General features: G+C 71.9%; 7 protein-coding genes. All 7 read right to left on the bottom strand.

The features are described from left to right. Window positions 1-50: 50 nt before the first annotated feature. From VGS97_RS28430 to glyA, 7 genes are read right to left on the bottom strand one after another with little or no spacing between them, the layout of a single operon-like run. The gene (locus VGS97_RS28430; protein WP_326856761.1) at window positions 51-1,307 is read right to left on the bottom strand and encodes an MFS transporter; all 1,257 of its coding nucleotides are present in this window, start codon (window positions 1,305-1,307) and stop codon (window positions 51-53) included. After that, the gene (locus VGS97_RS28425; RefSeq protein WP_326856760.1) at window positions 1,307-5,470 is read right to left on the bottom strand and encodes an amino acid adenylation domain-containing protein; all 4,164 of its coding nucleotides are present in this window, start codon (window positions 5,468-5,470) and stop codon (window positions 1,307-1,309) included. The genes VGS97_RS28430 and VGS97_RS28425 overlap by 1 nt, the downstream gene beginning before the upstream one ends. Continuing rightward, entirely contained in the window at window positions 5,467-6,744 is a 1,278-nt protein-coding gene (locus VGS97_RS28420) for a MupA/Atu3671 family FMN-dependent luciferase-like monooxygenase (protein WP_326856759.1), read from the bottom strand. The genes VGS97_RS28425 and VGS97_RS28420 overlap by 4 nt, the downstream gene beginning before the upstream one ends. Next, entirely contained in the window at window positions 6,744-11,306 is a 4,563-nt protein-coding gene (locus tag VGS97_RS28415) for an SDR family NAD(P)-dependent oxidoreductase (protein ID WP_326856758.1), read from the bottom strand. The genes VGS97_RS28420 and VGS97_RS28415 overlap by 1 nt, the downstream gene beginning before the upstream one ends. Next, window positions 11,306-13,777 (bottom strand): amino acid adenylation domain-containing protein, encoded by a 2,472-nt coding sequence (locus VGS97_RS28410; RefSeq protein ID WP_326856757.1) that lies wholly within the window; start codon window positions 13,775-13,777, stop codon window positions 11,306-11,308. Before VGS97_RS28410 ends, VGS97_RS28415 begins: the two co-directional genes overlap by 1 nt. Further along, window positions 13,774-20,649, bottom strand: coding sequence for a non-ribosomal peptide synthetase (locus VGS97_RS28405; RefSeq protein ID WP_326856756.1), 6,876 nt, complete (start codon window positions 20,647-20,649; stop codon window positions 13,774-13,776). Before VGS97_RS28405 ends, VGS97_RS28410 begins: the two co-directional genes overlap by 4 nt. After that, window positions 20,646-21,989 carry a serine hydroxymethyltransferase gene (gene glyA, locus VGS97_RS28400; protein ID WP_326856755.1) on the bottom strand — a complete coding sequence of 448 codons (1,344 nt, stop codon included), beginning with the start codon at window positions 21,987-21,989 and terminating at the stop codon, window positions 20,646-20,648. Before glyA ends, VGS97_RS28405 begins: the two co-directional genes overlap by 4 nt. Window positions 21,990-22,337: the final 348 nt, after the last annotated feature.

Raw genomic sequence — 22,337 nt, 5'->3', positions numbered from 1 at the left:
GGGACGGTCGGGGTCGGGTCACCGGATCACCAGGTCACCGGGTCACCAGGTCACCGCGTCACCGGAGCCGGTTTCTCAGTGGCCTGAGACGCCGCTTGCGACGCGCTGGATCGCAGCACGACGGCGGCGGCGACGGTGAACGCGGCGAGCACGAGTCCGGGGACGATGATCGAGCCGGCGATCCCGAACAGGGCGCCCGCGGCGCCGCCGGCCAGCACGCCGAGGATGGTGAAGTTGAACGTGATCGCGTTGAGCAGGCCCACGCCGCGGCCGCGCAGTTCGTCGGGCATGTCGGTGAGCAGGGTGTTGGCGATCGGCACCTGGAACAACCCGGCGAACAGTCCGGTCAGCAGGCACCACTGGAGGATCGCGGCCCAGCCGGAGTGGTGCCAGATCCACTGCGTCGGCCCGAGTTCGGCCATGGCCAGCCCGAACAGGCCCATGCCGGTCAGCAGCAGTCCGTGGTTCTTTCCGAACCGGCGGATCAGCGCGGGGCCGGACAGCGCGCCGATCGCCGCACCCCCGGCCAGCAGCGCCTGCGCGAAGCCGTACTGACGGCCGGACAGGTTGAACACGTTGAGGAACTCGGCGTTCACGTTGGTGGTGAAGAGCCCGTAGACGATCGTCACCGGGATCGCGAGCACCAGCAGCACGCGCAGCGAAGGCACCGCGAGCACGCCGCGGATGCCCGTGCGCATCGACGCCCAGTACGACTCGGCGGCCTGACCCGAGGCCGGCATCTCCCGCAGCACCGCGAGCGAGCCGAGCAGCAGCGCCGAGACCAGGAAGGTCGCGGCGTCGATCCCGAAGACCGTGGGGACGCTCCCCGCGCCGATCAGGAGACCGGCCACCGCCGGGCCGGCCAGGTTGACCGTCTGATACGTGCTCTGGAACAGGGCGATCGCCACCGGGATCCGGGCCGGGCCGCCGACCACCTTCGGCACCGCCGCGATCCGCGCGGTCTCGAAGAACGCCTTGCCGACACCCTCGGCCAGCATCAGGGCGATCAGCGCCCACACGGTGTGCTGCGCCGGGATCATCGCCAGCACGATGCCGATGCGCACCAGGTCGGAGCCGACCAGCAGGATCCGCTTGGGAACCCGGTCGGCCAGCGGTCCGATGAACGCCGCCAGCACTCCCGAGGGCAGCAGCTGCGCCATGACCGCGACCGCGATCATCATCGCGCTGTGCGTCAGCCGCGCCACCAGGAACAGCAGCGTGACCCTGGTCATGGCGTCGCCGAGGAAGGAGACCACGACCGCCAGCCAGTAGCGGAGGTAAACCCGGTCCTTGAGCAGTTCGAGCATCAGGCGCCTTCCCCGTTGTCGGGCTCTGCGAAGCGGATCGGGCCGGCGAGCAGGGTGCTGATCGTCCCGGCCAGGCCCGCGTCGTGCGGTTCGCGCATCATCGTGTAGTGGTTGCCGGCGGCGGCGGCGGTGCGCAGGCCCGAACCGGCCCAGCCGTGCCAGGCCTCGAACAGCGCCGGGTTCGCGGCCAGTTCCGGGTTCGGCTCGCTCGCCCGGATCAGCGTGAGCGGCCCGGCCAGCGGCGTCGGCCGGTACCGCCACATCAGCTTGAGGTTGGCCACCCACAGGTCGACGACCTCCGCGATACGCTCGCGGCCCGACTCGGCCGGCAGGTAGCCGCCGCGGCGGGCCAGTTCGAGCAGGTAGTCGAGGTGCTCCTCGTCGCTCATCGCGGCCAGTTCCCCGGGGCTCTTGCGGTCCTCCTCGAAGTTCCAGACCAGGTTCAGCGCGAGCGCCTCGACGATCTGCGCGCGCCCGGGCTCGTCGGCGGGATCGACGTAGACCGGCGGATACGCGTCGATCAGCACGACCTCGACCTGCTCGCCCTGGTTCTCCAGCTCGCGGCCGATGGCGAACGCGTTGGTGCCGCCATAGCACCAGCCGACGATCGAGTAAGGACCCTGCGGCTGCTGCTCACGGATCACCCGCGCGTAGTCCGCAGCGCGGTCCTCGAAGGTCGCGTAGGGCAGCTTCCCGTCGCGCAACGCCGGGGCGCTGACCGCGTAGAGCGGCCGCTGCTCCGGTTCGAGGAGCTTGCCGAAGGGCATGTAGCAGACCACTTCGCTGCCCGCCGGGTGCGCGAAGTAGACCGGCCTGGCGCCGTCGCGGCCGGGCCGGATCTCGACCAGGTGCGCGTCGGTCTGCTCCTCGTAACCGTCGCGCAGCATCCGCGCGAACCGCTCAACGGTCGCGCCCTGGAAGATGGCGGCCATCGGCAGGCGCTGTCCGAACCGCTCCTCGATCCGCCCGACCAGCTTGAGCACCAGCAGGGAGTGCCCGCCGAGGTCGAAGAAGCGGTCGCGCAGCCCGACCGGCCGCACGTCGAGCACCTCTTCCCAGATCCGCGCCACCTCCAGCTCGACCTCGTCGCGCGGGGCGAGGTAGTCGGCGCCGTCGCGCTCGGCGGACGGCTTCGGCAGGGCCCTGCGGTCGATCTTGCCGCTGGTGGTCAGCGGGAACTCGGCGATCTCGACGAACGCCGACGGGATCATGTAGTCCGGCAGCGTCGCCAGCAGGTGCTCGCGCAGCCGCTCGGCGGCGGGCGCCGCGCCGCGGCCTGCGACGTAAGCGACCAGCCGCCTGTCGCCGGGACGGTCCTCGCGCACGATCGCGACCGCGCGCGAGACGGCCGGGTGCTGCTCCAGCCGCGCCTCGATCTCGCCGAGTTCGATACGGAAGCCGCGCAGCTTGACCTGCCCGTCGTTGCGGCCGAGGAAGACGATCGTGCCGTCCGGCCGGTAGCGGACCACGTCGCCGGTGCGGTAGAGCCGATCGCCCGCACGGCCGCTGAACGGGTCGGGGACGAAACGGTCCGCGGTCAGGTCGGGGCGGGCCCGGTAGCCGCGGGCGACGCCGCGTCCGCCGATGTACAGCTCGCCGGGCAGCCCGACCGGCACCGGGTCGAGGTGCTCGTCGAGCACGTACACCTCGGTGTTGGCCAGCGGGCGGCCGATGGAGATCTCGGCGGCGCCATCCACGATCGGCCACGTCGTGGACCAGATCGTCGTCTCGGTCGGGCCGTAGACATTCCACGCCGGTCCGGCGCCGTCCGCGACGAGGGTCTCGGCCAGCGCCTTGGGCAGCGCCTCGCCGCCCACGACGAGCCGCATCCCGGTGTCGTTGCGCCAGCCGGATTCGGTCAGCAGGTGCCACGTCGCCGGGGTCGCCTGCATGACCGTCGCACCGGACGCCGCGATCAGCTCACCGAGCGCGCGGCCGTCCTGTGCGGTCTCGCGCGGAACGACGACGACGCTCGCGCCGCTGATCAGCGGCGCGTACAGCTCCAGCCCGGCGATGTCGAAGGACACCGACGTGACCGAGGTGAGCACGTCGCCGGGGACCAGGCGGAAGTCCTCGGCGAGGGCCGTCAGCAGGTTGACGAGGTTGCGGTGGGTGACCTCGACGCCCTTGGGCCGTCCGGTGGAACCAGAGGTGTAAATGACGTAGGCCAGACGGTCAGCACGCACGGTCGGCGCACCAGACAGCGGCTCACGTGCCATGATCGCGTCACGGTCAAGGTCGAGACGGACGACCTCGCCAGCGGCATCGGCGAAGCGGTCGACCAGCGCGCCCTGCGTCAGCAGGACCCCGGCTCCGGCGTCAGAGGTCATCTCAGTGACGCGCCGGGCCGGGAACTGCGGGTCCAGCGGCAGGTAGGCACCCCCGGCCATGAGCACTCCGAGCAGCCCGACCAGCAGATCGCGGGACCGCTCAAGACAGACCCCGACGACCGTCTCCGGTCCGACGCCGAGCGCGGCGAGATGTGCGGCCAGCCGTGACGCCTGGTCAACGAGCTCCGCGTAGGTCAGGCTGCCGTCGGCGTCACGCACCGCCACCGCGTCCGGCGTTCGCACTGCCTGGCGCCGCACCAGGTCGTCCAGGCAGACGCCGGTTTCGCGGGGCGCCTCGGTGCGGTTCCACTCCCCCAGCATCCGCTCGGCTTCGTCCTCGGCGAGCAGCGTGAACGCGCCGATCCGCCGGCCCGGGTCTGCGGTGCCCTGCTCCAGCAGCAGTTCCAGGTGGTCCCACATGCGCGCGACGGTGCTCTCGGCGAACAGGTCGGTGTTGTACTCGAAGAGCCCGAAGAAGTGGTCGGCCAGCACCACGTCGTCGAAGATGCACAGCATGCAGTCGTCTTTGGCCGTCCGGTTGTCGAAGACCAGCGGCTCCAGCTTCAGTCCGGCCAGGTCGAGTTCCGACTCGTGGAAGTCCACGAAGAAGAACGAGGCCTGATAAACCGGGTTGCGGGTCGGGTCGCGGTCGATGTCCAGCTCGTCGAGCAGCATCCCGAACGGCATGTCGTGGTGGTCCATCGCGCCGACCACGGTGGCCCGGGTCGCGCGCAGCAGCTCACGGAACGTCATGTCCGGCCGCAGCGTGGTGCGCAGCGGCAGCATGGTGAGGAAGTAGCCGATGATCGCCTCGATCTCCGGCCGGTTGCGGGTGGAGGACGTGGTACCGACGATGATGTCCTCCTGGCCGCTGTAGCGGTGCAGCAGCAGCTGCCACGCGGCCAGCAGCGCGACGTAGACGGTCACCCCCTCGCTGCGCGCCAGTTCCCTGATGGCCGAGGTCAGCCGCGGCGTCATCGAGAACTCATACCGCGCGCCGTTGAAGGTCTGCACCGACGGCCGCGCGAAGTCGGTGGGCAGCTCCAGCACCAGCGGCGCGCCGGACAGCTGGTCACGCCAGTAAGGCAGCTGACGCTTCCGCACCTCCTGGTCGAGCCACTGCGGCTGCCACTCGGCGTAGTCGGCGTACTGGATCGGCAGCTCGGCGAGCTCGGGCTCGCCGCCGGCGACGAACGCCCGGTAGTACCCGGCGACCTCGCTCTCGTAGATGCCGGCCGACTGTCGGTCCCACACGAGGTGGTCGACCGTCGTCACCATGACGTGCTCGTCGTCGGCGAGCCGGTAGAGCACGACCCGCAGCGGCGGCCCGGCCTTGATGTCGATCGGAACGCTCACCTCGGCGTTGACGAGGCGGAACATCTCGGCCTCGCGCCGGTCGGCGGGGATCGCGGACAGGTCCTCGCGCCGCAGCCCCGGCGTCATCGTCTCGTGCGCGATCTGGACCGCGCGGTCGCCGTCCATCTCGAAGGTGGTGCGCAGCGGTTCGTGCCGCGCGACGACGGCGTCGACGGCCCGCTCCATCGCGTCCGCGTCGAGCGGCCCGCGCAGCCGCGAGCCGAAGAACACGTTGTAGACCGGGCTGGTCTCGTCGAACTGGTGGATCAGCCAGATCCGTTCCTGGTCGAGGCTGAGCCGGTTGCGGTTCGGCTTGTCCCGCTTGGGCACCGCGCCGAGCGCGGGCGCCGGGTGCCTGCCCGCGATCCGCGACTCCAGCAGCGCACGCTGCGCCGGAGAGAGCTTCGCCAGCCGCTGCGCGACGTCGGCCTCCGTGCCCTTTGACAGCGTGCCCGTTGACACCGTGACTTCCGTCATGCGGCCTGTCCCCCGTCCTTGCGGCGGTATCGGTCCTTGAGCTCGGTGAGGTGGTCGAGGCCGGCGAGCACGGCGTCCGGCTCGACGCCGAAGTCCACCAGGCAGGCGACCTCGTCGACCCCGATGTCCACCAGGTCCTCGATGAGGGTTTCGCACTTGTCCGGCGTGCCGAGCAGCGCGGTGGAGTCGTAGTAGCGCTCGAACGCCGCCGCGAGCATGGCGTCCCGCGCCTCGCCGCTGACGGCCGTGTACTCGCTGCCGAAGCTGTCCTGCTGTTCCAGGAAGGTCTTGAGGTAGTCGATGAGCGGCTGCCGCACGAGTTGCTTGACGGCCGCCTCGTCGTCGCCGAGGAAGGCGTGCACCATCACGCTCACCTTCCCGGCCGCCGGATCGTGGCCGTGTTCGCGCCGCGCCGCGCGGTAGGCGGCGATCTTCTCCCCGAGGTCGGACAGCCGCTGGGCCACCAGACCTGTCAGTACATTGGCACCGGCGGCGCCCGCCGCCTTGAACGTGTCGGGGCTGCCCTGCGAGGAGATCCACACCGGCAGCTCCGGCTGGATCGGCCGGGGCAGCGTGCGCGCCTCGACCGGCTCGCCGTACAGGCCGGGGAAAGACACCGCCTCCCCGGCCCACAGCTTCCGGACCCGCGCGAGCCGGTCGAACATCTCCTCGCGGCGGTTCTCGAAACTCTGCGCGGTCGCGTCGGGGGCCAGGATGAAGTCGTCCGGGTGCCAGCCGGCGGCGCAGGAGATCGCAACCCGGCCGCCGGAGATGTTGTCCACCACGGCCCACTCCTCGACGAGCCGCACCGGGTGGTGCAGCGGGAGCACGACGCTGCCGGCCCGGATCTGGATCCGCTCGGTCATCGCGGCCAGGGCCGCGGCCAGCACCGAGGGGTTCGGATACAGCCCGCCGAAGTCCACGAAGTGCCGCTCGGGGACCGAGATCGCGGCGTACCCGTTGCGATCGGCGTACCGCGCGGCCTCGAATAAGAGATCGTACTTGCCGGGGCCCGCCGCCGATCCGTCGCCGGAGAAGAAGAACAGCATGAAGTCCATCACGCTGTCCTCGCGGCGGGCGCGCCGCCGCGGGCCGGGCGCCTGCGGCGAGCCGCCGGGTGCGGGCGCCGGCTTCTGGAGCTTGCGCTCCAGCAGCGCGCGCTGCTGCGGGGAGAGCGCGGCGAGCCGCCCGGTGATGTCGGGGCTCTTCGGACCTGCCCCCGCGCCACCGGCCCCGGTCACGTCCGAAGGGGAGAGGTCGGGCGCCGTCGTCATCAGGCGTCCCCTCCGAGCAGCCGCGCCTCGGCCTCCTGCGGAGACAGGCTCTCGATCTCGGCCAACAGGGCCTCCAGCTCCTCCGGGGACAGGTCTTCCAGCGATCGCGGCCGGTTCGCCCGGATCACCCCGGAAAGGGTACGCACGGTCGGCGCCTCGAAGATGGCGCCCATGGCCAGGTCGTCGAACCGCTCGCGCAGCCGGCCGATGACCTGGATCGCGAACAGCGAGTTCCCGCCGAGGGCGAAGAAGTCGTCGTCCGGGCCGAAGCCGGTCACCCCGAGCACCTCGTGCAGTACCTGCGCGACGGCGCGGGCGATCTCGTCGTCCGGCCACAGAACGGCCGGATCCCAGCCGCCGTCGCCGGCGCGGCGTTGCGCATCGGTCTCGCGGGCGTACGCGGTGGTCGTCAGGGTCGCCGCCCCGGCCAGCACGTCTTGCAGGTCCACGCAGGACACGACCGCCTGCGGCCAGCCCGCGGCCACCACGGGCCAGGCCGCCGCGATACCCGCCGACGTCGGGATTCCGGACTCCTCGCGGGCCCGCCGCAGCTTCGCGGTGATCTCCGCATTGCCGGCGGAGTGCTGCTCAAGCCAGTCGTCCCAGTCCCACTGCCCCCAGTCGACCGCGGTCGCGGCCCGTCCGCCCGCGTACCGGGCGTGGGCGAAGGCGTCGAGGAACGCGGCGGCGGCGCAGTTCTCCAGCTGGCCGAAGCCGCCGACGATGCCGGTCGTCGACGAGACCAGCAGGAACAGCTCCAGCGGATCGTCGCGCAGCAACTCGTCGAGCAGCAGGACGGACCTTGCCCGCGCGGTCAGCGCGGGTGCCAGCTGCTCCCGGCTCTTGAGCGCGACCAGCCCCGAGCCGCGCACGTCGAGAGCGTGGACCAAGCCGTCGACGGCGCCGAGGTGCCCGCGCGCTTCGTCGACCGCCGTCCGCGCCTGCTCGGGATCCGCGAGGTCGGCGGCGTGGTAACGGATCTGACCGGGGTGCCCGGCCAGCAGCGTGGCCAACCGCTGCGCCCGGCCACCGTCCGGCCGGGACTCCGGGAATCCCGGCTCACCGACGAGGAACAACCGAGCCCCGGTGGCAGCCAGGTGTTCCGCGAACGCCATCCCCGCCTCGCCCGAAGCGCCGGTGACGATGACGCCCGACAGCTGCGGCGCGTCCGCCTTCCCGGTCTCGACCGGCGCGAACGTCCGGGTCCACCGGTGGTCGCCTCGGTAGGCGGCGAGATCGTCGTCCGGGGACGCCGTCAGCTCCCTGACGAGCTGTTCGGCCAGCCGGTCGCGGGCCGCGTCGTCTGACGGCATCAGGACGTCCACGGCGCGGCAACGGACCGTGGAGAACTCCTGCGGCAGAACCGTGACGGCACCGAGGATCGCAGCGCGCTGCGGCCCCTGTACTGCCTCGCCGACCACGTCGAAGAGCTGCCCGGTGACGACATCGACCCGGACCGGCTCGTGGTCGCCGGTCTCGGTCAGCGCCTGCACCGCCTGAATCAGGCTGAGATAGCCGAAGTCGAGCGCGCTCTGCCAGCGCTGCGCCGCGTCATCGGCGGCCGGGTCCGAGGCGACGCTCCAGGCGTGGACGACCCGGCCGAACCGGCGTCCGTTCCGTCGCAGCTCCCTGATGAGGCGGCCGACGTGTTCGGGGTGCCGCGGGTCGACGGCGTAGGCGTCATCCGCGCGGCGCTCGAAATCGGCGCCCGCACCGACGGTCACGACCCGGTGCCCGGCGCCGCGCAGCAGCCCGGCGGTCCGGCCGCCGATCCCGAATCCGTCCTCGAAGACCAGGAAATCCGTGGGCTGCGAAAGCGCCGCGCCGCCGCGGCCGAGCGGGCTGCGCCGCCAGACCGGGACGTGGTGCCAGCGGGATTCGGGGAGGCGTGCGCCGATGCGTGCGCCGTCGGCGTCGGGCTTGGGCAGGAGATGGTTCGTGCGCTCGAACGGATAGGTCGGCAGGGGCACGCGGCGCGGCGTCCGGTCGCTACGCGCGGCGAGACGGTCGACGGTCGCGCCGTGCCGCCACAGGCCGGCGAGGCCCTCGGCGAAGGCGTAGCCCTCGGTGATCTCCTCGGTCCGCGAGCGCCGCATGGTGGTGACGATGGCGGGCACCGCCCCGTCGGCGGTGCGGTGGGCGCGGGCCAATCCGGCGAGCGCGCTGCCCGGCCCGGCCTCCAGCAGCACGGCGTCCGTCTTGAGCAGGCTCGCGAGCCCGGCGGAGAACAGCACCGGGCGCCGCGCGTGCTCGGCCCAGTACCGCGGATCGGTGGCCTGTTCGTCGGTGATCCAGGTCCCGGTCACGTTGGAGACGAACGGGATCCGCGGCACGCCGAGATCCGCCTCGCCGACCGCCTCGGCGATCGCGTCGAGCACCGGGTCCATGACCGGCGAGTGGAAGGCGTGCGAGGTCTGGAGACTTATGGCCATGACGCCATGCGCGTCAAGCCGCTTGGTCACGTCCGCGACTTCCTCGTCACTCACGGCGACCACACACGACCCCGGCGCGTTCACCGCCGCGATCGTTCCGAGTCCGTCGAGTACAGCGCTCAGCTCGTCCTCGGGCAACGCGACGGCGAGCATGGCGCCGGTCGGCAGTTCCTGCATCAGCCGCGCGCGGACGGTGACGATGCGCAGCGCGTCCTCCAGCGAGAACACACCTGACAGACAGGCCGCCACGATCTCGCCGAGGCTGTGACCGAGCATGGCGTCCGGCCGCACCCCGTACTCGTCGAGCAGGCAGCACATCGCGTAGTCGAGGGCGAAGACCGTCGGCTGCGTATACTGGGTCTGCGACAACCGCTCGGCGCCGTCCTGGTCGAACGCGACGTCGCGCACGTCCCAGCCCGCGTACTGACGCAGCAGTTCGGCGCACTCGTCCAAGGCGGCGCGGAACACCGGCTCCCGCCGATACAGCTGCGCACCCATGCCCGCGTACTGACTCGCCTGGCCTGGCAGCAGGAACGCGGTCCACCGGCCGTCCACGCTGCGGTCGGCCGGTGCCGGTCCGCGACCGGCAGGCGCAAGGGCCGCGATTGCGCCGTCACGGTCACGACAGATGACGGTGCGCCGGTGGGTGAAATCGGCGCGGCCGGTCCGCAGAGTGTGCGCGACGTCATCGAGCTCTGCCTCGGGATGCGCCCGCAGGTGCTCGGCGAGCTGCCCGGTCGCCTTGTCCAGCGCTTCAGGCGTGCGCGCCGAGAGCGGAAGAACGTGCCAGGGCTCGGACGCGGACGGCTCGCGGGCCGCGGCCACCGGCGCTGCCTCAAGAACGATGTGCGCGTTCGTGCCGCCGAATCCGAAGGAGCTGACGCCTGCGCGCGGCCGGTGGCCGGTTTGCGGCCACGGCGTTCCCTGCGCGCAGACGCGGAACGGCCCGCCGTCGAGTCCTGCCTCCGGATTCGGCGCGGTGAAGTGCAGCGTCGGCGGGATGAAGCGGTGCTCCAGGGCGAGCACGGTCTTGATCAGCCCGGCCACGCCGGCGGCGGCGTCCAGGTGGCCGATGTTCGACTTCACCGCGCCGAGCAGGCATGAGCCGGGCGCGAGGCCGCCGCCGAAGGCGTCGGCGAGCGCGCGGACCTCGATCGGGTCGCCCAACGGCGTCGCGGTACCGTGCGTCTCGACGTAGTCGACGGTCGCCGGGTCGACGCCCGCGACCGCGAGCGCCTCCGCGATGACAGCGGTCTGACCCGCGACCGACGGCGCGGTGATGGCCATCTTGGCGGCGCCGTCGTTGTTGACCGCCGTGCCGCGTATCACGGCGTGGATGTGGTCGCCGTCGGCGATGGCGTCTTCAAGACGCTTGAGGACCACGGCGCCCGCGCCGTCACCGGCCACGGTGCCGTCTGCGGCGGCGTCGAAGGGGCGGCAGTGCCCGTCCTTGGACAGGATCCCGCCCTCTTCGTGGCGGTATCCGGAGGGCTCAAGGAACCGGACCGCCGCGCCACCGGCCAGTGCCGCGTCGCACTCGCGGGTCAGCAGGCTCTGGCAGGCCAGGTGCACCGCGACCAGCGCCGAGGAGCAGGCGGTCTGCACCGTGATGCTGGGACCGGTCAGGTCGAGCTTGTAGGAGACGCGCAGCGCGAGCATGTCGGTGTCGTTGCCGACGGCCACCTGGAGCGGCTGCCCGGCGGTTCCCGCGCCGCGGTGCCTCGCGCGCTCGTGGCGGTAGCCGCTGTTGGACGCGCCCGCGAACACCCCCACGCGCGAGGGCATCCGGCCCGGAACACGGCCCGACCGTTCGAGCGCCTGCCACGCGCACTCAAGGAACAGCCGGTGCTGCGGATCGGTGATCGCGGCCTCGGCCGGAGTCAGGCCGAAGAATTCGGCGTCGAACATGCCGGGGCCGTCGATCGCCCCGGCGACCGGGACGAACGCCGGGTCGTCGTGGGCGACCCCGGCCGAGTCCAGTTCCTGATCGGTGTACCGGGTCACGCCCTCGCGCCCGGAGACCAGCAGATCCCAGAACTCGTCGACGTCGCGCGCGCCGGGCAGCCGGCAGCTCAGCCCGACGACGGCGATCGCGCCCGCGTCGTCCGGCAGTTCCTCGTCGTCGATCATCAGACCTCTCCTTCCCCGGTGCCCTGTCCGCCGGCCGCCGCCACGATGGCCGCGACCGCTGCGGCGAAGCCGCGCAGCGTCGTGTCCTCGAACATCAGCCGCAGCGGCACGCGCACGCCGAACAGCTCCCGCACCTCGGCGACCACCTGTGTGGCCAGCATCGAGTGGCCGCCGAGCAGGAAGAAGTCGTCGGTCGGCCGCACGGCCTCGACCTCCAGGATCTCGGCCCAGATCCCGGCCATGATCCGCTCCGCCTCGGTGAGCGGCGCGTCGTCCCCGCCGTCGTCCGGCGCTCCCGCGTCAGAGCCCGCGGCCGGAGCCGGCAGCGCGGCACGGTCGACCTTGCCGTTGCCGGTCAACGGCAGCGCCGGCAGCGCAGTGAACGTACTCGGCACCATGTACGCGGGCAGTTGCGAGCCCGCGTGCTCGCGCAGGTCGGCGACCGCGACGTCATCGTCGATGCCGACGTAGTACGCGGCCAGGCGCAGGCCGCCGGAAGCGTCGGGGTGCGCGACGACCGCGGCGTCCTTCACCGCCGGATGCGCCAGCAGGATCGCCTCGATCTCGGCCGGCTCGACCCGGTAGCCGCGGATCTTCACCTGGCGGTCCTGGCGGCCCAGCAGCTCGATCAGCCCGTCGGGGTGGTAGCGGCCCAGATCGCCGGTGCGGTACAGGCGCTCGCCGGTCTCCGGGTGCCGGACGAACCGGTACGCGGTCTTCTCCTCGTCGCCGAGGTATCCCATCGACAGCCCGGCTCCGCCGATGTAGAGCTCGCCGACGACGCCGTCGGGGCGCGGCCGCAGCAGGTCGTCCAGAACATGCCAGGTCTGATTCACCATCGGGCCGCCGTAGGGGATGCTCGGCCAGTGCGCCGCGACCGCGCCGATGTCGTACCAGATCGACCAGATCGCGGCCTCGGTGGCCCCGCCGAGGCTGACCACCCGCAGCCCGGGGATCAGGGCCCGGATCCGATCCGGCAGCGGCACCGGAATCCAGTCCCCGGAGAGCATGACCAGCCGCAGCCGCGGCGGGCTCGCGCCGTCCGCGCCGCCCTCGGCCTCCAGGTGGTCGGCGAGCATGCCCATCTGCGCCGGAACCGAGTTCCACACGGTGACCCCGTGCCGCACCAGCAGCTCGGCCCAGTGCGCCGGGTCGCCGCGCCGCCCGGAATCCGGCAGGACGAGCGCGCCGCCGACCGCCAGCAGGCCGAAGATGTCGTAGACGGACAGGTCGAAGCCGAGCGAGGACAAGCCCAGGGCGCGATCGGTGGCGCCGACGGCAAAACGCCGGTTGAGGTCCTCGACGGTGTTGAGCGCGGCCCGATGGCTGATCATCACGCCCTTGGGCACCCCGGTGGAACCGGAGGTGTAGATGACATAGGCCAGATCATCAGGGCCGGTGGTCGAGGCGGGCGGTTCGGCGGCGTCAGCGACCTCGCCGAATTCGTCGACCGCGACCGCCGTGACGTCCTCGGGCCATTCCCCGTTCCGGGCGTCGTCGCCGGCCGCCAGCACGAACCGCGCACCGGCGTCGCGCAGGATCCGGCCCCGGCGCGCCGGCGGCTGCGCCATGTCGAGCGGCAGATAAGCGGCGCCGGCGAGCAGGATTGCGAGGACTGACACGATCTGCGCCGCGCTCTTGTCCAACGCGACCGCGACGATCCGGCCGCTGCCGCCCGGCCGGCCGCGCAGGTCCGCGGCGACCGCGACCGCCCGGCGTAACAGTTGCGCGTACGTCAGGGTCATGTCGGCGGCGACGACGGCGACGGCATCGGGCGTACGCGAGCACTGCGCCACGACCTGGTCGTGCAGGAGCCCGTCCGGCAGCGGCCCTTCGGTGGCGTTGACCTCGGCGCGACGCAGCGCCTGGCCGGCGGGCAGCGGGACTGTGTCAGGGCTTTCCCACGTGGCGTCCACATCGGCGAGCCCGCATATCAGTTGCTCGAACGCGGTGAACATCGCGTCGGCGATCCCGGCCGCCAACGCGGCCTCGTTCACGTGCCATTCGACGGTCAGCCCCTCCTCGGCCGTCGTGTCGGCATGGCAGCCGATCAGCAGGCTGTCACCGGTTTCACGAAGCGGGGCGCCGAAGGCGAAGGCGGCGGGAAGGCCGGCGTCACGCGCGTCCGCGCGCTCCCGGTCCTGCGCCACCCGCACGCGAAAGGGCGCGGACACGTCCGATTGCACGACAGCGACGGCAGAACTCGTCGACGCGTCATCACGGCGGATCGCGAATCCGCGCGTCCGGCTCCACGCACCGATCACGTCGGCGAAGGCCGTGAAGACGGCTTCGGACCCGGTCCCGCCGTGCTTCGCGGCACGCTCGGACAGGGCGGCCCAACGCTCTCGGCCGAGGGTCAGCCGCCGGTTCCCGGGCACGGCGGCCGGACCGGGACGCCAGGGCCGGAAGACGTCCGCGGTCGGCAGCTCGGGCGGCGGCAGCTCGGCCGCCACGGCCACGTCAAGAGTCACGGCATCCTCCTGTCAGGATCCTGTTTTTCCTCGCCGACGAGCCGGGAGAGCACGCGCACGTACTCGGCCAGCAAAGCGTCCGCCTGCTGCGGGGAGTACAGGTCGGTGGCGTACGGCAGCGTCAGGCGCAGGCCGTCGGCGTCCGCCTCGACGACGAGTCCGAGGTCGAACATGGCGGTCTCGCCGGTCCAGCGCAGCTCGCCCTCGGCCCGCAGCGCCGGCCCGAAGTCGGGCGCCTCCTGCGCGCCGATGTAGTTGAACATCACCCGGAACAGCGGGGACAGCTCGCGGCCGCGACGGGACACGAGCGCCTCGACGAGCTTGTCGAAGGGCAGATCCTCGTGCGCGAGGGCGCCGAGCACCGCGTGCCGCACCCGCGCGAGCAGCGCCGGGAAGTCCGGACTGTCGGCCAGCGACGTGCGCACCGGCAGCATGTTGATGAAGCAGCCGACCAGTGCGTCCAGCCCCGGACGACCGCGCCCGGCGACCGGCGTACCGACGGTCACCTCGGGCTCGCCGGTCCAATCCGCGAGCAGGACCTGGAAGGCGGCCAGCAGCACCATGTACTCGGTCGCGCCCGCGCGCCGGCCGAGGGTGCGCACCCGACGCGTCAGCTCGGCGTCGACCGCAGCCGTGGCGACGGCGCCCGCAAAGGTGCGCCGGGCCGGCCGGACAGAAGGCAGCGGCTTCGCCACGGGATCTTCGCCGAGCGCGCCGCGCCAGTACTCGACCAACCGCTCAAGGCGCTCGCCCTGAAGCCACTCGCGCTGCCAGCGCGCGTAGTCGGTGTAGCGGAACGGGAGCTCGGGCAGTGCGTGCGACTCTCCGGTGGCCTCGGCGACGTAGAGACGGCCAAGGTCGTTCCAGACGATCGGCACCGACCAGCCGTCGATGGCGATGTGATGCAGGACCAGGACGAGTTGGTGCTCGTCCGGCGCGAGCCGGACCAGCCTGGCGCGCAACACCGGTCCGGTAGCCAGATCGAAGGGCCGCACCGCGTCCGCGGCTGCGAGGCGCGCAGCCTCCTGCGCCGCATCCGGGTGCCCGGTCAGGTCGACGAAAGGCAGTTCCCGGTCATCGGCCGCGGCGACCTGTTGGCGCGGCACGCCGCGCTTCGCCGGGTAGGACGTGCGCAGCGCCTCGTGCCGCCGGATCAGGAGATTGAGAGCACGCTCCAGCGCCGCGCGGTCCAGCCCGCCGCGCAGGCGAAGGACGATCGGGACGTTGTAGAGAGAGCTGTCCGGTTCCAGCTGATCCATGAACCACAGGCGCTGCTGCGCGAAGGACAGCGGTATCCGATCGTCGGGCCCCGGCTCCCAGCGCGGGATCGGGCCTGCGTCGTCGAACGCTGTCTTATCGGACGACGCCACTGCCGCGGCCAGCGCGCGGGGGTTCGGGCCACTCATCAGCGCCCTGATCGGCAGGTCGGTGCCCAGCGCCGCGTTGACCCGGGACATCAGCGGGATGGCCAGCAGCGAGTGGCCGCCGAGCTCGAAGAAGTCGCCGTCTGCCGGCACCTGCTCCACACCGAGCGTCTCGGCCCAGATACCGGTCAGGATCTCCTCGACCGGGGTGCGCGGCGCCGAGTCCGAGCCGGACGCAAGGGCGTCGGTTCCCTCGGGAACGCGCAGCGTGCGCCGGTCGACTTTTCCGTTCGGGGTGATCGGCAACGCGTCGAGCAACACGTACACCGACGGGACGAGGTACTCGGGCAGCGAGCGCCGCAGCCAGGTCCGCAGCTCCTCGGCGGTGATCTTGGGATCGCCCTTCACGGCCTTCTCGACGAACGCCGCGAGCCGCTTCTCGCCGTGTCCCGCGTCCACGATCACCGCGGTGCGGGCCACGGCCGGATGACTGGCGAGCGCCGCCTCGACCTCGCCGACCTCGACCCTGAATCCGCGGATCTTCACCTGGCCGTCCTGGCGGCCGAGGAACTCCATCGCGCCGTCCGCGCGGAACCGCACGATGTCGCCGGTGCGGTAGAGCCGCTCGCCGGGGCGCTCGGCGAACGGATGCGGGACGAAGCGCTCGGCGGTCAGCGCGGGCCGGCCCAGGTAGCCGAGGGCCAGGCCGGGACCGCCGAGATGGAGTTCGCCGGGCATGCCGACCGGCACCGGCCGCATCGCGGCGTCGAGGACATAGGCCTCGGTGTTGGCGATCGGCCGGCCGATCGGCACGCCCGCCGCGTCCGCCGGAACGTCGCGGATCTCGTACCAGGTCGCGTACGTGGTCGCCTCGGTGGGGCCGTAGACGTTGATCAGCCGCGAGGGCGCGCCGTGTTCGAGAATCCGGCGCATCACGCCGGGATCGAGCGCTTCGCCGCCGACGAACAGCTCCCGCAGCGTGCCGAATGCGCCAGGCCGCTGATTCACCACGGCGTTGACGGCGGCGGTGGTCAGGAACATCGTCGCGACGCGCTGCTCGGCGAGCGCGGCGGCGAGCCTGTCGGGATCGAGGACGACCTCGCGGGGCAGGATCACGAGGCAGCCGCCGTTGGCCAGCGGCGTCCAGATCTCGAAGGTCGCGGCGTCGAAGGACGTGTTCGCGGCCTGAACCACGCGGTCGCCGACACCGAGCCGCAGGTAGTCGGCCCCGCGTACCAGCCGCACGATCCCACGGTGGCTGAGCACGACGCCCTTCGGGCGGCCGGTGGAACCGGACGTGTAGATCACGTTGGCGACGCTGCCTCGCGCGACGACGACGTCCGGCCGCTCGGCGTCCGAGTCGTCCCACGCACCGTCGAGGCACAGTTCGACGCGGCCGCCCATGGCAAACAGCCCGGAGGTCTCCGGCTGGGTCACGACGACGTGCAGACCGGAGTCGTCGGCCATGAAGGCCAGCCGCTCGGCAGGGTACTGCGGGTCGAGTGGGACGTAGGCCGCGCCCGCCTTGAGGATTCCGAGCATCGCGGCGATCAGGTCCGGCGTGCGTTCCATACAGAGGCCGACGCGATCCGCAGGGCGCACGCCGAGGCGCCGCAGCCGGTTCGCCACCCGGTTGGCGCGCCGGTCGAGCTGCCGGTATGTCAGGGTCCGGTCTCCGGCGACGACGGCCGGCAGGTCGGGGTGCGTGTCGGCGAAGGACTCGAAGAGCCGGTGGACCGCGACGTCAGGAAGTTCAGTCTCCGTACGATTCCAGTCGCGCACGATCCGCTCGTGCTCCGCGTCGTCGAGCAGGGTCAGTTCGCCGAGCCGTGTCTCAGGCGCCTGTGACACCTGCTCCAGCAGCAGCCGCAGCTGACCGGCGAATCGCGCGGCGTCGGACGCGTCGAGGACGTCGGCGTTGTACTCCAGGCTGCCGTCGAGCCCGTCGCCGTGGTCCTCGATGATCAGGGCGAGATCGGCTTTCGCCGCGCCGGGATCGGCGAGCCGGGCCTGTAGACGGTGCCCGCCGATCGTCAGGGCGGGCAACGGGACGTCGTTGTACTGGACCAGGAATTGGACGAGCGGCATCCGCGCCGGGTCGCGCTGCGGCCGCAGTTCGTCGACGAGCCGCTCGAACGGCAGGTCCTGGTGTGCGACCGCGCCGAGCGCGGCGTCCCGGACCCGCGTGAGCAGTTCGCCGAACGCCGGGTCGCCGGACAGGTCGACGCGCAATGGCAGGGTATTGACGAAGAAGCCGAGCAGCGACTCCAACTGCGGCCGCGTCCGCATCGCCGCCGGCGCGCCGACGACCAGGTCGGACTCGCCGGTGTGCCGACCGAGCAGCGCTGCGAATCCGGCCAGCACGATCATGTGCGGGGTGACGCCCGCGCGGCGGCCCGACTCGGCGAGCCCGTACTGCAATGCGCGGTCCCAGCGGAAGTGATGCAGGCCGCCGCGGAAGGACTGTTGCGCCGGGCGCGTGCGCGAGGACGGCAGTTCGAGCACGGTCGGCGCACCGGCCAGCGTCTCGCGCCAGTAGGCGAGGTCCGCGGCCCAGGCGCCGCTCTCCTGCTGCGCGCGCTGCCAGAGCGCGTAGTCGACGTAGCTGATCGGCAGGTCGGACAGCTCTGCCCGCTCGCCGCCGGCCTCGGCTGCGTACAGCTTGCCGAGTTCGGTGTAGAAGATGTCGAGCGACCAGCCGTCGGTGACGATGTGGTGCATGGTCAGCACCAGCGTCTGCGGACCGTCGGCGGCGCGGATGACGCGGGCACGCAGCAGCGGCCCGGCGGAGAGGCTGAACGGCGCGCCGGCCTCGCGCTGAACGGCGGCCTCGGACGCGGCGATGGCCCCGTCACCGGACTCCACCTCCTCGATCGGCACCTCGATCCGCCACGGTTCGTCAACGATCTGCCGTGCCTGGCCGTCGACCTCGACGAATCGGGTGCGCAGCGCCTCGTGCCGCTCGATCAGCCGGTCCAGCGCGCGGCGCAGCGCCGTCACGTCCAGATCAGCGTGCCAGGGTACTGAGACAGCGACGTTGTACGCCGGCGTCCCCGGCGCCAGCCGGTCCAGATACCAGAGTCGTTCCTGCGCGAAGGACAGCGGGGCCGGGCCGCCGGACTCCCGTCGGGTGAGCAGCACGTCGGGGGTGGGACCGGCGGGATCGGCCTTCGCCTCGCGCACTGTCGCGGCGAGTTCCGCCAGGTCCCGGCTGCCCAGGACCGCTGCTGAGGTGACCGTCGCGCCGAGGGTCTCGCGGATCCGGGACGCGAGGCGCACCGCCTTGAGCGAATGCCCGCCGAGCGCGACGAATCCGTCTTCGAGGAAGACCTCTTCGACACCGAGGCTCTCGCTCCAAAGCCCGGCGAGCGCGACCTGCGTTTCGTCGTGCGGCTCGGTGCCGCGGGTCGTGCGGGCACGCGGCGTGCCCGCCATGCGCACCAGGGCGGCGCGGTCCAGCTTGCCGTTCGGCGTGACCGGCAGCCGGTCCAGCTCGGTGACGACAGCCGGGACCATGTAGTCCGGCAGTTCCTCGGCTATCCGGGTTCTGATTTCCTCGACGTCCAGCGGGCCCGCCGTCTCGGTCCCGGCAACCACATAAGCAGCCAGGAACCGGTCACCCGCGACGTCCGTGCCGACGCAGACCACTGCCTCGCCCACCTGTGGCCGGGCGCGCAGTCTCGCCTCGATCTCGCCGAGCTCGACCCGCAGACCGCGGATCTTGGTCTGGAAGTCGATCCGGCCCAGCAGCTCGATCAGGCCGTCGGGGCGGAACCTGGCCAGGTCGCCGGTGCGGTACAGGCGGTCCGCGACCGGTCCGGCCGACCAGTCGAAGAACTTCTCGGCGGTCAGTTCGGCGCGGCCCAGATAACCCTCGGCCAGGCCGACCCCGGCCAGGTGCAGCTCGCCGGGCACGCCGACCGGGACCGGCCGCCGGTCCGTGTCAAGGATGTACGTGCGCTGATTGGCCATCGGCCGGCCGTACGGGATGCTGTTCCAGCCCGGCAGGGGCGAGCCGGCCTCGTGGATCGTGGAGTGGATCGAGGACTCGGTCGCCCCGCCCATGACGATCACCCGGATCTGCGGCGCGAAGGCCCGCAGCCGGTCCGGCAGCGTGCTCTTCACCCAGTCCCCGCCGAGCATCGCCAGTCGCAGTCCGGTCTGCTCCGCGGCGGCGAGGCCCTGGAGGTGCGCGACGTAGAGCTCCACCAGCGCCGGAGCCGAATTCCACACCGTGACGCCGTGGCGCCGCACCAGTTCGTGCCAGTGCGCCGGATCCTTCGCCAGCCCGGCGTCCGGCACCACGACCGCTCCCCCGGCCAGCGTGATGCCGAGGAATTCGTACACCGACATGTCGAAGCTGGTGGAGGAGAGCGCGAGTACCTTGTCGCCGGCCGCGACCCGGAATCGGGTATTGAGATCGAGGAGGTTGTTCAGCACGCCCCGGTGGCGCAGCGCGATGCCCTTGGGCTCTCCCGTCGAGCCGGAGGTGTAGATCACGTAGCAGAGGTCATCGGGTCCTGCGACAGGCTCGGGGCAGGAGTCGCGGTGCGCGGCGATCCGGCCGGCGTCGCGGTCGAGCAGGACGACCGGGCATTCGGGGGCCGGAAGGCGATCGAGCAGGCCCGACTCGGTGACCAGTACTTCGCACGCTGAGTCCCGCTGCATGAACGCGAGGCGCTCGGCGGGATAGTCCGCGTCCAGCGGCACGTAGGCGCCGCCCGCCTTCAGCACGCCGAGGATGGCCGTGAGCAGGTTCGGGCCGCGATCCACGCACAGCGCGACCCGGCTGCGCACGCCGACGCCCAACTCTCGCAGGTGGTGGGCGAGCCGGTTGGCGGCGGCGTCGAGGGCGCCCGCGCTCCAGGCCACGCCGTGATGGATCAGGGCGGGCGCGTCCGGATCCGCGGCCGCACGCGCCGCAAAGCGCTCGTGCAGGCAGCCGTCGTGATCGAGGTCTGTCTCGGTGCCGTTCCAGTCCACGAGGACGAGTTGCCGCTCGGCGTCGGTGAGGATCGGCGCCGCCCCGAGCCGCAGCCCGTCCGGGTCGGCGGCCGTCGCCGAGAGCAGCATATTGATATGACCCAGCAGGCGATCCACCGTGTCGTGGTCGAAGAGGTCCGCGTCGTAGACGGCGTCGAGGATCACCACCGGGCCGTCGTGTCGCACCTCGATGACCAACTCTGGCTCATCGGCTCCGGCCGCATGCGGCGCAGTGTCGCGAACACAGGCCACGAGCTGCGCGATAGTCCACTGCGGCTCGATCTCGACCGTCACGACCAGGCCGCCGCCGACGTCCGCGGCAGCCTGCGGCTCGCCGGTGTACCGGGACTGCACCGCCAGATATCCGGCGAGCAGCACGCGATCGAGGTCGGTGTCGTGCGCCTTCGCGAGCCCTTCGAGCCCCTCGATCAGCTCCTCGCCGAGCCGCAACGAGGCCCGGGCGCGGTGCACCGCACGGCCCGGCGCGGGCATCCGGTAGGCGGGCAGTCCGGACGCCACGGTCACAGCGACGCCACCGGGTAGCCCGGGATGGGGAAGCTTCGGCACAGGTTCGCCACTTCGTCCAAGACGTCCTTGCGGACGTCGGGATCGAGGCGGTATTCGGTGTCTGACAACGGCTCGGCCGCGCCGAGCACCCGGGCCGCCAGGTCCGCGCACGCCGACATGTGCTCGGGCGCCATCCCGCGCTGCGCGAGGATGTTCGTGCCCAGCCGCAGCCCGCTGGTGACCAGCGGCGGCCTGGTGTCGCCGGGGATCCGGTTGCGGTTGGCGAGGATCCCGCACTCGCTCAGCGCCCGCTCGGCGACGACCCCGGTCAGGCCGCTGCGACCGACGTCGATCAGGACCATGTGATTGTCGGTACCGCCGGTCAGGACGTGGAATCCGTGGCCGGCCAAGGCCTTGGCCAGTGCGGCGGCATCGTCGGCGATACGCCGCGCGGTGTCCCGGAACAGCGGCCGGCCCACCAGGTCCAGCGCCCGCGCCTTCGCCGCGATGGCCGCGGCGTTCGGCGTGCCCTGCGTCCCCGGGAAGACCGCCCGGTTGAGCAGCGTGCCAAGCGGGGTCCGGCCGTCCGGCCCGAGCGCCCCGGCCTCGGCGCCCATCAGGATCAGGCCGCCGCGCGGCCCGCCGAGCTGCTTGTACGTGCTCGTGGTCGTCACGTGCGCGACGTCGATCGGACTGGGCAGCACGCCCGCGGCGACCAGCCCGGCGATGTGTGAGATGTCAGCGAGCAGATACGCGCCGACCTCGTCGGCGATCGCACGGAACCGCCCGTAGTCGATGCGCCGCGGATAGGCGCTGGCGCCCGCGACGATGACCTTCGGCCGGTGCTCGCGCGCCAGTTCGGCGGCCTGGCCGTAGTCGATGAGCCCGGCGTCGTCGAGCCCGTAGTGAACCGCCCGGAACACACGCCCGGTCATCGAGGCCGGGGCGCCGTGGGTCAGGTGGCCGCCGGCGTCGAGGTGCTGGCCGAGCAGGGTGTCGCCGGGCGCCAGCAGGCCGAACAGGACCGCGAGGTTCGCCGCCGAGCACGAATGCGGCTGCACGTTGGCGTATCGCGCGCCGAACGCCGCTTTCGCGCGCTCGACCGCCAGCCGCTCGACCGCGTCGAACCACTCGGCGCCGGGGTGGTAGCGGCGGCCGGGATAGCCCTCGGCGGTGATGTTCGAGAGCACGGTCCCGGCCGCTGCGAGCACCGAGGGATCGGCGACGCTGGCGTGCGCCACGACGGCGAGCACGCCGGTCTGGTAGGCCAGCTCCTCGTCGAGCAACGCGGACAACTCGGGATCCCGGTCGCGCAGCGCCGCCGCTCCGGCGGCCTGAATATCAATGGTCTGCGGCAAAATGTCCGCCCCGTGACGCGCAGCCCCCGATTATCAGACGGGTTATCGGGCGACGCCGATCAGCACACGCAAAACCGCTCATTAATGTAGCGATATTTATACAATGACCGTTCGCGTTCCCCATGATCGATTCCCGTACCCCGTCCCCGCACGCGGATGTGTCGCGTCCGACCTGGCGATGTAGTCGCAGCGGGCATGGATACTGCCAGGAACCCGCTGACTGCGCAATGCGCTACCGGCGGGTACCCGACGAAATTCGGGAACTGTTCGCAATGCAATCGATTGAGGCCGCAATCGCGTCCTGATCGGCATAATCGATCATTGACTCGCACGGCCTCCCGGCATGTC

The sequence above is a fragment of the Actinocrinis sp. genome (assembly GCF_035946395.1).
Classification (GTDB): domain Bacteria; phylum Actinomycetota; class Actinomycetes; order Streptomycetales; family Catenulisporaceae; genus Actinocrinis.
The sequence above is the reverse complement of the archived record's forward strand: the minus strand, read 5'-3'. Positions and strand labels throughout refer to the sequence as shown.